Source organism: Exiguobacterium sp. s168 (genome assembly GCF_018619035.1).
In the GTDB taxonomy this organism is placed as follows: Bacteria; Bacillota; Bacilli; order Exiguobacteriales; family Exiguobacteriaceae; genus Exiguobacterium_A; species Exiguobacterium_A acetylicum.
The window spans coordinates 13,617-26,782 of sequence record NZ_JACSNE010000008.1 but is presented as its reverse complement, the minus strand read 5'-3'; the positions used below and the strand labels follow the sequence as shown (position 1 = coordinate 26,782).

At 48.9% G+C, this 13,166-nt stretch carries 11 protein-coding genes and 1 tRNA gene; 4 read left to right on the top strand and 8 right to left on the bottom strand.

Annotation, left to right across the window (positions count from 1 at the left end):
- The first annotated feature begins 103 nt into the window (after positions 1–103).
- Both KNQ15_RS06920 and KNQ15_RS06915 read left to right on the top strand, forming a co-directional pair.
- Positions 104–1,783 (top strand): formate--tetrahydrofolate ligase, encoded by a 1,680-nt coding sequence (locus KNQ15_RS06920; protein ID WP_214728504.1) that lies wholly within the window; start codon positions 104–106, stop codon positions 1,781–1,783.
- A gap of 16 nt (positions 1,784–1,799) precedes the next feature.
- Positions 1,800–2,756: an alpha/beta fold hydrolase gene (locus KNQ15_RS06915; protein ID WP_082202576.1), complete on the top strand. Its 957-nt coding sequence runs from the start codon at positions 1,800–1,802 to the stop codon at positions 2,754–2,756.
- 73 nt (positions 2,757–2,829) lie between these two features.
- Here the strand turns inward: KNQ15_RS06915 and KNQ15_RS06910 are convergent, their stop codons facing one another.
- On the bottom strand, positions 2,830–3,249 hold the full coding sequence (locus KNQ15_RS06910; RefSeq protein WP_023467229.1) for a hypothetical protein: 420 nt from the start codon (positions 3,247–3,249) through the stop codon (positions 2,830–2,832).
- Positions 3,246–3,791: an imm11 family protein gene (locus KNQ15_RS06905; protein ID WP_244290094.1), complete on the bottom strand. Its 546-nt coding sequence runs from the start codon at positions 3,789–3,791 to the stop codon at positions 3,246–3,248. The genes KNQ15_RS06910 and KNQ15_RS06905 overlap by 4 nt, the downstream gene beginning before the upstream one ends.
- 169 nt (positions 3,792–3,960) lie before the next feature.
- Here KNQ15_RS06905 and KNQ15_RS06900 point away from each other — a divergent pair.
- Positions 3,961–4,034, top strand: a tRNA-Gly gene (locus KNQ15_RS06900).
- A gap of 152 nt (positions 4,035–4,186) precedes the next feature.
- Positions 4,187–4,996: an MBL fold metallo-hydrolase gene (locus KNQ15_RS06895; protein ID WP_058712863.1), complete on the top strand. Its 810-nt coding sequence runs from the start codon at positions 4,187–4,189 to the stop codon at positions 4,994–4,996.
- Between the two features lie 53 nt (positions 4,997–5,049).
- Here KNQ15_RS06895 and argF read toward each other — a convergent pair whose 3' ends face one another.
- Genes argF through argJ form a run of 6 tightly spaced genes read right to left on the bottom strand, consistent with a single transcriptional unit; the run spans position 5,050 to position 13,151 of the window.
- Positions 5,050–5,979, bottom strand: a complete 930-nt coding sequence (gene argF, locus KNQ15_RS06890) for an ornithine carbamoyltransferase (protein WP_214728502.1) — start codon at positions 5,977–5,979, stop codon at positions 5,050–5,052.
- Positions 5,976–9,008, bottom strand: a complete 3,033-nt coding sequence (carB, locus tag KNQ15_RS06885; protein WP_214728500.1) for a carbamoyl-phosphate synthase (glutamine-hydrolyzing) large subunit — start codon at positions 9,006–9,008, stop codon at positions 5,976–5,978. Before carB ends, argF begins: the two co-directional genes overlap by 4 nt.
- On the bottom strand, positions 8,998–10,056 hold the full coding sequence (locus KNQ15_RS06880) for a carbamoyl phosphate synthase small subunit (protein ID WP_214728498.1): 1,059 nt from the start codon (positions 10,054–10,056) through the stop codon (positions 8,998–9,000). The genes carB and KNQ15_RS06880 overlap by 11 nt, the downstream gene beginning before the upstream one ends.
- On the bottom strand, positions 10,053–11,198 hold the full coding sequence (locus KNQ15_RS06875) for an acetylornithine transaminase (RefSeq protein ID WP_214728496.1): 1,146 nt from the start codon (positions 11,196–11,198) through the stop codon (positions 10,053–10,055). The genes KNQ15_RS06880 and KNQ15_RS06875 overlap by 4 nt, the downstream gene beginning before the upstream one ends.
- Positions 11,164–11,937, bottom strand: coding sequence for an acetylglutamate kinase (gene argB, locus KNQ15_RS06870; protein ID WP_214728494.1), 774 nt, complete (start codon positions 11,935–11,937; stop codon positions 11,164–11,166). The genes KNQ15_RS06875 and argB overlap by 35 nt, the downstream gene beginning before the upstream one ends.
- Positions 11,934–13,151 carry a bifunctional glutamate N-acetyltransferase/amino-acid acetyltransferase ArgJ gene (gene argJ / locus KNQ15_RS06865; RefSeq protein WP_214728492.1) on the bottom strand — a complete coding sequence of 406 codons (1,218 nt, stop codon included), beginning with the start codon at positions 13,149–13,151 and terminating at the stop codon, positions 11,934–11,936. Before argJ ends, argB begins: the two co-directional genes overlap by 4 nt.
- Between the last annotated feature and the right edge of the window lie 15 nt (positions 13,152–13,166).

The following is a 13,166-nucleotide window of genomic DNA, read 5'->3' as shown; positions in this document are numbered from 1 at the left end:
ACCCATTGGGTGGAAAATATTGAACGTTTTCCTTTGGCGCGTTCGCACTAGATAGGCTACTATTAGAAAAAAGAGAGATCCAATCAAAGAGGGAGTCGATATCATGGAAAAGACCATTCGTTCGGACTTAGAAATCGCACAACAAACCGTCTTACGCCCGATTCGAGAAATTGCGGACCGGATTGGTTTGCAAGAAGAGGATTTTGATACGTACGGAAAGTATAAAGCGAAGTTGACAGACGGACTGTTGAACCGATTGTCAACGAAATCTGACGGTAAACTGATTCTTGTCACTGCCATCAATCCGACAGCTGCCGGTGAAGGAAAATCAACCGTCACTGTAGGACTCGGACAGGCATTGCATCGGGCAAAATATAAGACGATGATTTGTTTACGGGAACCCTCACTCGGTCCGACGATGGGCTTAAAAGGTGGCGCGTGTGGTGGTGGCTATAGCCAAGTCCTACCGATGGAAGAGATCAATTTGCATTTCACAGGCGATATGCATGCGATCACATCTGCTCATAATACAATCAGTGCCTTGCTCGACAATCACCTGCATCAAGGGAACATCCTTGGCATCGATCCGCGTCGTATCGTCTGGAAACGCGTTCTTGATTTGAATGACCGTGCCTTGCGCCAAGTCACGATTGGTCTCGGTGGTCCTGCGCACGGCGTACCGCGTCAAGATGGCTTCGATATCACGGTCGCTTCCGAGATCATGGCGGTCCTCTGTCTAGCAGACTCGATCACGGATCTCGAACGACGCTTGAGCCGTATCGTCGTCGCCTATACGTACGATCAACAGCCGGTTACGGTCAAAGACATTCAGGCATCAGGAGCTGCGACGTTGCTTCTAAAAGATGCCTTTCGTCCGAACCTCGTTCAAACTGTCGAAGGAACACCAGCATTGATTCACGGTGGACCATTCGCGAACATCGCACATGGTTGTAACTCTTTGATTGCAACACAAACCGCACTGAAGCTAAGTGATTATGTTGTCACAGAAGCAGGATTCGGAGCCGATTTAGGTGCCGAAAAGTTCTTCAACATCAAATCACGTATTGGTGGACTCCACCCGGATGCCGTCGTCATCGTCGCTACGGTTCGTGCCTTGAAGATGCACGGAGGTGTAGACAAAACGCAACTCAGCGAAGAAAATCTAGCTGCCTTAACAGATGGTCTTGCGTTACTTGAAAAACATGTCGAGACGATGAGTCTGTTCGGCGTTCCTGCCGTCGTTGCCTTGAACCGTTTCTTCACCGACACGGAAGCAGAACGGAACATGATCCTAGAATGGTGTCAGGATCGTAATATTCGTGTCGCAGAAAGTGAAGTCTTCAGTAAAGGGGGGGCTGGCGGCGAAGCACTCGTCACGGAAGTCATGCAAGCTCTTGAGGAACCGAGCCAGTTCCGCCCTCTGTATCCTGACGTCTTACCGCTTCGTCAAAAAATCGAGCGTATCGCAAAGCGTGTCTACGGTGCAGCCGACGTTCATTTTGAAGACAAAGCACTCCGCGAACTCGAACGGTGTACGGAGATGGGTTTGAATGAGTTACCGATTTGTATGGCAAAAACACCATTTTCTTTAACCGATGACCCTGCTCGTTATGGTCGTGTCGAAGACTTCACGATCACGGTCCGCGAAATCCGACCATCGGTTGGTGCAGGGTTCATCGTTGCATTGACTGGGAATGTATTAACGATGCCAGGATTACCCGCAGTTCCCGCCGCCTTCCACATGGGCGTTTCGGAAGACGGACAGGTATTCGGACTTTCTTGATGAGAGGATGAGTTACATGACGATTGATCATTCACATTGGATAGCCTCTGACGGCTATACTACGACATTGCATAGCCTCGAAGCCCATGATCCTAAAGGAGTCGTGATCGTCTTTCACGGGATGATGGAGCATGGCGCACGGTATGAGGAATTCGCAGAATTCCTCTATGCGCATCATTACCACACGATCATCGCAGACTTACGCTGTTTCGGAACCCGAGCAGCACAGCTTGGAACACTTGGACACCTTGAGCCGAATCAAGGGTTTAAACAATTGATGCAGGACGCAGAAGAACTCGTCTCTGACATCAAAGAGCGTTATCCGACGTTACCGGTGTTCATTTTTGGTCATAGTTTTGGTTCGTTGATCGCTCGCCGGATCGGTCAAACACTCGGTCATACGGTAGCAGGAATCATCGCGAGCGGCCCCCCGACGAGTACAGGTTTACTCGGTGATGTCAGTCAAAAACTCGTCGAACGTCAAATCCATCAGCTGTCAGCAACACATCCCGCTGAACGGTTTGGACAACTCGTGTTCGGACGGTATAACTTGCGCTTCTTCCCAGCACTTTCTAAAAATGCTTGGCTCTCTTCGGATCCTCAATCCGTCATGCGCTATGATGCAGATCCATTGTCCGGTCAAACGGTCACGCTTGGGTTCTTCCACGAACTCTTGCATGCAACGAAGCTCGTCAACGCACTTGCTTCCGTCTATCAGCATCCACGTCACTTACCCCTCTTATTGCTTGCTGGTGGGGATGACGCGGTCGCGTTCGATGGAAAGGGTATTCATCATTTGTTCGATATGTATAATCGTGTCCGTGTCGATGCTGTACAGCTGACGATTTATCGAGGGTTGCGTCATGAGCTCTTCCATGAGTTCGAACGCATCCGCGTTTTTGCTGATATCGCGAGCTGGTTGAATAAACAAGTCAACCCTGCAGCTAAACAGTCATCTTCCCGTTCTTCTTAAGCCACATCGATCGATATAAAAAAAGGCAGCGGATCCTTGTGATCCGTTGCCTTTTGCACTTCTATCGTATCCTTCATTGAATCCAAGTCAGTGAAGAAATCATCGCTTCGATTTCTTCGATTTCAAGCGTCTCGCGTTCTGCAGAGTACGTCAATAAGACTAACCGTTCCCCGTCCGAATACGCGTAGATCCGTAAGAAGATATCTTCTTCTTTCCCATCTACTGCAAGCAACGCTTCTTTTGTTGAATTACGACGGACTTCAAGTGCTCCTGTTAGTTCGATGCCGAACTCTTCCACCAACAGATTGATTTCTTGTTCCGCCGCCTCATACGGTGTCAATTCTTCTGAATCGGACTCATAAATGGATAATTGGAGCGTACCCATTGCATTTTCATCCGTCGAATAAAAACTGACATATGTCTCTTCTTCTTGATATTCGAATACCTTTGGATATTCTAGCGTGATCCAATGATCGACTGTGTACTGTTTCATTTGAATTCCTCCATTCGTTGTATCTCTTCAAAGCGGATACCCGTCACAGCCATACGCTCAAATTGGCGAGCGAGTTGAGCAGAGACGAACATGCGATGCGTGCGCTCATCTCGCATAAGATGATGCGGACAAATCGAATCGCTGATTCGTCGCTCTGTCAAAAAATAGACGCGTCGTCTCGGGACCGGACGGAATACATCCGTCGTATGTAGATGTTCGATCCGACTGACAGATAAGAGATTGAGAAGATAGTACGGAACCACTCCGTCCTTCGTCTCAAGATGTACCTTGAGACATTGTACAGAAAAAGGCGCGTATGCTGCAATGACGCGTTGCACACGTTCCGAGACGAGCGGCAGATCGAATGTGTTTGGAAGGACATCCGGTAGCAAATCCGCATCTTGATTGATGGAAAAAGCAAGTACACCTACGTTATGGAACCACTCTCCTATCAATAAGCGATGACGATCGAATTGATGGTGACAGATCGCCTTCCATCCTTTTCCCATCGACTGTTCGCTCCAAACTCGCACTTCATTCACCAGACACTCTCTCCTCTACCCAACTTTACCCATATTGCAAATCAAGATTACCATTGGAAACGATTAACTAGTATTATTGTACACCGAATCTTAAAAGAAATTGCTTTTTTTCATAAAAGTTATGGAAATGCCCTCTTTGCTATGCTACTATATTTCATGTAGCCGATACGCGGGTGTAGTTTAATGGTAAAACCTCAGCCTTCCAAGCTGATGACGAGAGTTCGATTCTCTTCACCCGCTCCAATTATGACATAACATAGGTCTAGGACCATTTCCCTCTAGAGGGCAGGCGACTCGCGACGTGTGAGTCGTCTTTTTTATTGATTCTGCTGATGATTCCAACGAATTTATGGGTATACAACGATATAGATAGAGATTCGTAAAGGAGGATTCGTATGATTCAGATGAAAATGCCCGGCGTGACGATCTATCAAAGTACACTCATGAAAACGACTTCGACATTAATCGAGACGCCTGATTGTCTGATCGTCGTCGACCCTGGCTGGCTTCCCGATGAGATTGCAACGATTCGTCGAGACGTCGAAATCGTGCGTCGCGAACGACCATTATACGTCGTCTATACGCATGCCCATTTCGATCATATTTTAGGTGCCTATGCCTTTACGGATGCCATCGTCATCGCTTCTAAACCGTTCATCGATGTCGACCGACAAGAAGCGCTCCAAGCCGTCCAAGATTTTAATGATGAGTTCTATATCGATTCCCCCGTCCTTTTCCCAGACGTGACACATGTCATCCATGAGTCTGAGACGATTTTAACGATCGGACAAACGAAGTTAATCTTCTTTTTGACGCCCGGTCATGAAGCGACTCATCTTTCCTTCATCGTCATGCCACTTCACTTGTTAGTCTGCGGCGATTACGCTTCAGACGTTGAAATCCCCTTGATCGAACACGATTCCTCTGAGTATTTGACGACGCTCGAGTTACTCGAGTCGTTCATTTATGAATATGAAGTCAAACTCTTGATTCCCGGACACGGTCACATTTGTGATGTCCGAACAGAGATGATCGAACGACTTCATCAGAGCTATGATTATATTCTTGCCCTCCGTGCCGGAAAAGAATCCGACTGGGCTCCCTCTTGGCAAACGACCCCTTTTATGAAACGTCTGCATGAAAAAAATAAGCGACAAGTCAAAAAAGAACAAGAAGAACGATTAGCCCGACGCCATTATGATTAACTTCGCTCAACCAAAAGACTCGGTCGCCAAATTGGCGACCGAGTCTTTTATGGTTATCCAAGTAATGTGACGAGCAACGCTTTTTGTGCGTGGAGGCGATTCTCAGCTTGATCGAAGATGACCGATTGCTTGCCATCGATGACGTCCTCCGTGACTTCCTCCCCGCGATGCGCCGGAAGGCAATGCAAGAAAATAGCTTCATCATTTGCTTGATTCATAATATTGGCATTAACCTGATATCCTTCAAATGCTTGCAGACGCATCGTCCCTTCTTCTTCTTGTCCCATACTCGCGAAGACATCCGTATACACGACGTCTGCACCACTTGCCGCTTCCTCGGGATCCGTCATGACGATGATGTTTCCACCCGTTTCCTTCGCAATGACTTGTGCCTCATGAACGATTTGTGGATCAGGAGCATACGCCTCCGGCGCACAGATGCGAACTTCCATTCCACTGAGCGCTCCACCAATCATCAGCGAATGCGCCATGTTATTTCCGTCCCCGATATATGTCAAAATCTTCCCAGACCGGGTTCCAAATGTCTCTTCGATTGTCAGCAAGTCAGCAAGGACTTGGCACGGATGGTGTAGATCCGTCAATCCATTGATGATTGGAATCGTACCATGTGCCGCAAGTGTGTCGACGATCTCATGACCGAACGTCCGAATCATCAGGGTATCGACGTAACGGCTCATGACTTGAATCGTATCTGAGAGCGGCTCCCCCCGCCCGATTTGCATGTCTGCTCCACTTAGCACGATCGGATGTCCACCGAGTTCGACGACACCCACCTCAAACGATAGACGTGTTCGCGTGGATGCCTTTTCAAACAATAAGGCCACTTTTTTATGGCTTAATGCGTTTTGGTAGACACTCGGCTGATGCTTGATGTCTTTCGCGAGTGCCAACAGCTCCGTCAGTGCTTCCGGCGTCAGTTCCGCCATCGTCAAGAAATGCTTTAGTTGTTGCATCGTCTTCATTTTACTTCCTCCTTGATCGGCTCTGTCCATGTATGAAGTGGCTTCACAGCATAAGGGGACTTTTCTGTCGCTTGTAGATGATAATGTGCTAGTTCAGGTTCTGTCAGAACTTGTACCCCGGCAGCAAGCGCTGCTTCGCGACTCGCTTTTTCTTCTGTCACGTGCGAATAGAAAATCGCACATTGTGCCCAGTCAATCGTTTCATCTAATGCTACACCCGTTCCGAAAGCCTCTGTATCTGCTCCAGCAACGATGATGTCTCTCGTCGTCAAATGTCGTTTTGTCGTCTCATCGAAAATGAAACGTTCCAGCGCCAGTCCGTCTGTCGTCCATTGCAGCGTTTCACCTGTCGAACGCATGACGGGACCTGTTTTCGGATCAACACCTTGTAGTTTCAACGTTGAAAAAACAGGGGTCTTGACGGCATGGAAATCAAGTTTCGTCTGTTCCGTTGGTAGTGCGACCGCTTGACCGACCGCTGCTTGGACTGCCCACTGCAAGATCGGTTGACCTGTTACTTTGGCGACGATCGGTAACGTGCGGGAGGCACGTGGATTGATTTCTAGCACGTAGACTTGATCGTCATGCAAGACGAATTGGATATTGTACGCTCCTTTATAATCCATTCGTTGCCCGATCATCTGTGCAATTCGCTCGATTTCGCTCTGAACGGTATCGCTGAGCGATACAGGTGGCAGAATCATCGTCGAATCTCCAGAGTGAACTCCTGCCCGTTCCAATTGCTCCATCAAAATCGGAACGTACGTCGTTGTTCCGTCCGTAATACAGTCGACTTCAATTTCCTTTCCTTGGAGGTAGGCATCCACGAGGACAGGGAATGCTAATTCGGACACGATCGTCTCTAATTGCTCTTGATCGTGGATGATATGCATTCCCTTACCTCCGATGACATAGGAAGGACGAATCATGACCGGGTAACCGATCGTTGTTGCGACTTCTATCATTTGTTCGTGCGTCGCCACTTCTTGTCCCGGAATACGATCGATACCAATGTCATCTAAAAATTGATAGAACCGCTCACGGTCTTCCATTTGATCGATGACATCTGCCGTCGTTCCGAGAAGATGATAACCGGCTTTCTCCAAACCAGACGCCAGCGCAATCCCCGTTTGTCCTCCGAACTGGACTAAAACGTCTTCGCAATCCTCTGCTTCTAGTACATGCATGACGTCTTCAAGTGTCAACGGCTCGACATACAGGCGATCTGCGACTTCGAAGTCGGTCGAGACGGTTTCTGGGTTATTGTTGATCATGATCGTTTCATAACCGGATGCTTGCAATGCACGTACCGCGTGAACGGAGCAATAATCAAATTCGATTCCTTGACCGATCCGAATGGGTCCCGCACCGATGACAGCGACTTTCTTTTTCGTCGATGCTGTGACTTCCGTTTGACCACTCCAGTTTCCGTAGAAATAAGGCGTCGCACTCTTGAACTCACCTGCACATGTATCGATCATATGATAGACAGGGAGGATGCCTTTTTCTTTACGTAAGTGCTCGATCTCTACAGCACTGACACCCGTCAGAAGCGCAATTTGTTCGTCCGTAAAGCCCATCATTTTGGTTTGCTTTAGAGAACTTTCATTCGATACATCGATTTTTTGTTGCTGATCGACAAGACGTTGAAGTACTTTGACGAATAAAGCTTGTACTTTCGTCTGTTCAACGAGTTCTTCGACGGTCGTCTCCTTGCGATCGAGTAGTGCGAGCATCGCAAGCAAGCGACGGTCCGTCGGAGCCTTTATTTCTTTCCACAATACGTCAGCCTCCGCTGTTTTCATCCATGTCGGATAAAGAGGTGATTGCTCAACTCCCGCACCGCGCCACGCCTTTTGTAACGCTTCTTCTAGCGTCTTCCCCATCGCCATGCTCTCACCCGTCGCCTTCATTTGTGTTCCAAGCGTCCGGTTACTGCCGGTAAATAGATCAAATGGGAAACAAGGCACTTTTGCCGTGATATAATCCATCGTTGGTTCGAAGCTCGCCATCGTTTCCTTCGTGACAGGATTGATGCAATCCTCGAGTCGCTCACCGAGCGCAAGACGTGTCGCTAATTTCGCGATCGGATATCCCGTCGCCTTGGAAGCAAGTGCCGAAGAACGACTGACACGCGGATTGACTTCAATGACGAAATAGCGTTCTTCCGTCGGATGGATTGCGAATTGAATGTTGCATCCACCGATGACACCGAGATGCGATACGATTTTACGCGCTTCCGTCCGCAATTGTTGATTCATTCGATCCGAAATCGACTGAATCGGTGCAAAGACGACCGAGTCCCCGGTATGGACACCGACAGGATCGATGTTTTCCATGTTACAAACGATGATCGTCGTATCTGCGCTGTCACGCATGACTTCGTATTCGACTTCTTTATAGCCAGCGATACTCACTTCAACCAAACACTGTGAAATCGGACTCGCTTGTAAGCCGTTCTGCGCTAACAGACGTGCCTCGTCCTTCGTCAACGCGATTCCACCGCCCGTTCCCCCGAGCGTAAAGGCTGGTCGGATGACGAGTGGCACCCCGTGTACTGCCATGAAATCTTCAAGTTCTGCTAACGACTCGATTGTTTGACTTTCCGGGAGCGGTTGCGCGAGTTCGATCATCTTTTGCTTGAATCGTTCACGATCTTCTCCGTCTCGGATCGTCTCAAGCGATGTCCCTAGAAGTTCGACACCGTATTGCTCAAGTACGCCTGCTTCTTCGAGTGACATCGCAAGATTGAGTGCCGTTTGTCCGCCGACCGTCGCTAGGAGATGGGATGGTCGATCTTGTTCGATGATGGCCGTTGCTTTTTCAAGGGTCATCGCCTCAATGTAGACATGATCTGCCGTGCTCGGATCCGTCATGATAGTAGCCGGATTCGAATTCATTAAGATGACCTCGCATCCCGCTTCTCGAAGCGCCTGACAGGCTTGTGTGCCGGAATAATCAAATTCTGCTGCTTGCCCGATGACGATCGGACCCGAACCGATGACGAGTACTTTCTGTTTATCCCACATATGCTACCTCCTGATGTAATACGCTATTTACGAATTGATCGAAGACGACCATCGCCTCTGTCGGTCCTGGACTTGCTTCTGGGTGAAATTGGACTGTCATGATCGGTAGAGCCGGATGAATCAATCCTTCAACGGATCCATCATTGATGTGTTCGTACGCAAGTTCCATTTCAGACGCTTCGATACTTTTTACATCAACGGCATAACCATGATTTTGAGACGTCATGAACACTTGTCCGGATGCCAGATGACGTACAGGATGATTCGCTCCTCGGTGTCCGTGATGTTGTTTTAATAAGGTACAGCCGAAGGCATGAGCGAGAACCTGATGTCCCATACAAATACCAAGTGTCGGATAGCTCGTCGCCAGTTCACGGATTCCTGAAAGGAACGGGTCTAATTGTGTTGGATCACCAGGTCCATTAGAAAACAGCAGACCATCTGGAGCCAGCGCTTGAATCCGTTCCGGTGTCGTATCATATGGCACGACCGTGACACGCATATGGCGTTCAAGCAAAGCATCGATCATCGATTGTTTCACACCGTAATCGATACAGACGATGTGCCCCTGGTCGGCTTCCGGTACGTATTCGATGTTTGAAGTCGTTGATACGGAAGCGATGTATGCTGTGTCGATTGACGCAGTGACAGTCATATCTACTTGCATCATGTCACCGAATTGATCGCCTTCCGTCCGTAATAGATGCACAAGAGAACGCGTATCGACTCCCGACAAAATTGGCACATTTGCTTCACCCAACCAACTCGCGAGCGATGTTCCTTCCCCGTCCTCAGCCAAAGTTTGAACGATGACACCAGCGACTTGAATCTGATTGCTTTCTGACGCTTCCGCTTGAATACCGTATTGACCGATCAATGGGTATGTGAAGACAAGAATTTGTCCTTGATAAGATGGATCCGTCAAGACTTCCTGATATCCTGTCATTCCAGTGAAAAAGACGACCTCTCCTTTGACTGGAGCTGTTCCTTGCCACGAACCGGTAAACGTCGTTCCGTTCGCAAGCGTTAGTTTTCCGGATTGTTTCATACGATGACCTCCTGTTGACAAACGAGTTGTATTTTTTCGATGGCGTGCATGAGTTCCTGTTCCGTTACGAACAATGATGGCAATAAGCGAATGACATGAGGGCCAGCCGATACGACGAGAAGACCATTCTCACGTAAGGCGTCAATCAGCGGTGCAACAGGCATCACACACTCGATACCAATCATCAAGCCACGTCCGCGAACAGAGCGAATGATGGATTTAGGTAGCTTTTGCTCTAATTGCTGTCTCAAAAATTCGCCTTTTCCTTGAACGTCTACCATGACAGTGTCACTTAACAAGAGGTCAAGTGTGGCTTCCGCTGCCGTCATCGCGAGTGGATTCCCACCAAAGGTCGAGCCATGCGATCCAGGTGTGAATACTTCCGCTGCCTCTGCCGTCGCGAGTAGCGCACCGACCGCGAGTCCACTTCCAAGTCCTTTCGCAAGGGTGATGATATCCGGTACGAGTGGCGTCTGCTCAAACGCAAAACGAGAACCCGTCCGACCAATGCCGGTCTGCACTTCATCGACGATGATTTTGACATCGTATTGCTGCGCCTTCTTCATCAACGCTTCTAGCCACGCATCATCAGCAACGACGACCCCACCTTCTCCTTGAATGATTTCGAGCCATACGGCAGCAGTTTGCTCCGTAATCGCTGATAGGCTCTCCATCTCGTTAAACGGCAGATGTTTGAAGCCATTCACCATCTCACCGTATCCCGCTTTGATTTTCTCCTGTCCTGTTGCGCCCATCATCGCAAACGTTCGCCCGTGGAAAGATTGTTTAAACGTGACGACTTCCGTTTTCCCTGTCCATTTTCGAACGAGTTTGTACGCCGCCTCGTTTGCTTCTGCACCACTGTTACAAAAGAAAGCATGACTGAGATGACTGTCTTCCGTCAGTCGCTCGGCGACCCGCTCTTGTGCCGCGATTTGAAACAGATTCGACGTATGCCAAATTTGATTCAACTGTTCCTCTAGACGTTGCTGAATATAAGGATGACGGTGTCCTGTGTTGCATACAGCGATTCCCATGATGAAATCAAGATACGTCTTTCCTGTCGCATCTTCTACGATCGACCCTTGTCCTTTGACCAATTCCACATCAGTACGTTGATAAGTGGGTAGTAGTGCACTCATGTAACTCCTCCTTGATTCGTGTCCCAGCAGCTAACGCATTTTTCCCAGACCGAATGACGACCTCTGGAATACCATGCTGAGTGGCCTGCATCATCGCTTCGACCTTCGGAATCATTCCCCCGTAGATTTCTCCCGACGCTATCGCAGCTTCGATGGCTGCAGACGTGATTTCTGATTGATAGTCACCGTTTACTTTTACACCTTCGACATCCGTCAACAATTCAAATCGGTCGACGGACCAAGCCTTCGCGACAGCAATGGCACACGCATCCCCGTTACTGTTCAACACACCTTGTTCCCCTGTAACAAGGGATGTGACGACCGGCACATAACCATTCGTACTCAACACTGTGAACAATCGTGGATGAATGTGCGTAATTTGACCAACTGCACCGAGTCCTTTGACTTTTTTACCATGGACGCTCGCACCGTCTAACCCGCTCATCCCGACCGCTGGAATTCCTGCCTGATTCAATTGCTGGACGATCCCGGATTGGACTTCCCCTGCTAAGATCCGTCGCGCCCCGAGTAACACACCATCCGTCGTCACACGGACACCATCTCGAAACACGGGTTTGATTCCCTCTTGTTCACAGTAACTCGATAGAAGTGGGCCACCCCCATGGACGATCAATAGTTCGTTACCGGTTTCGACCCACGCTTTCCATTCCTCGAAATACCGCGTATCCAATTGCTCCCACACACTACCACCTAGTTTGATGACTTTTCGTTTCGTCATGTCCGGTAACTCGCATTGATTTTGACGTAATCGTACGTCAGGTCACAGCCGTAAGCGTGTCCTTGTCCTACTCCGTCATGAAAATCAATGTGAATCTGTACATCCTGCTTTGCCAGTTCCTGCGATGCAACTGCTTCATCGAATAAGACAGGCATGCTCTGTTGCAGCACCCACTGCGAACCAATTTTGATGTCAACGTTTGATACATCGAGTGGCTCCTTGATACTTCCGACAGCAGCGATGATTCGTCCCCAGTTCGCATCTTCCCCAAAGATTGCTGTTTTGACGAGAGACGATCCGACGACTTGTTTAGCGACCATCCGCGCTACTTCATCGGTTTGTGTTCCCTTTACCGTCACTTCGATTAACTTCGTCGCGCCTTCCCCGTCCCGCGCAATCTGTTTCGCTAAATCTTGACAGACCGTTTCGATCGCCTGTTCGAATGCTAACGCTTCGTCCGTGCCTTCAACGATCGTTGCTCCTCCTGCAGCTCCGCTCGCTAAAATCATGACCATGTCATTTGTCGAACTGTCTCCATCTACGGTAATGCAGTTGAACGTACGATGAATCGTCCGACGCAACAGTGTCTGTAAGACATCCGGTTCAATCGTTGCATCGGTCGTCAAGAAACCAAGCATCGTCGCCATGTTCGGATGAATCATCCCTGACCCTTTTGCCACACCACAGACTGAAATTTGGATATCCCCTTGCATGTATTGTTGACCAGCTATTTTCGTACCAGTATCGGTCGTCAGGATCGCATGAGCAAAATCATCCGCGGCATCCTTGTCATTTGTAGGCATCAGCTGTGGAATACCTGCCAGTAACGTATCAATGGCTAACGGTTGACCGATGATCCCTGTTGAAGCAATCGCGACTTGTTCTGGAGCAACATTTAAACTTTTCGCCATCGCTTGTTGCGACATATACGCATGGGATAACCCTAGTTCCCCTGTACACGCATTCGCGTTCCCGCTGTTAACGAGGACGGCATGAATACGACCTTGTGACGCCTGAATCGCTTGTTTCGTCACAGCGATTGGTGCTGCTTGCACCTGATTCGTCGTATAGACAGCTGCAGCGCTTGCTCCTACTTCACACCAGATCAGACCTAAATCCTTCCGCTTTCGTTTCAGACCCACATGTATCCCGGATGCTTGAAATCCCTTCGGTGTCGTGATCGTCAATGGGGTCTCTACTTGTACTTGCCACACAGGCGTTCCTCCTCT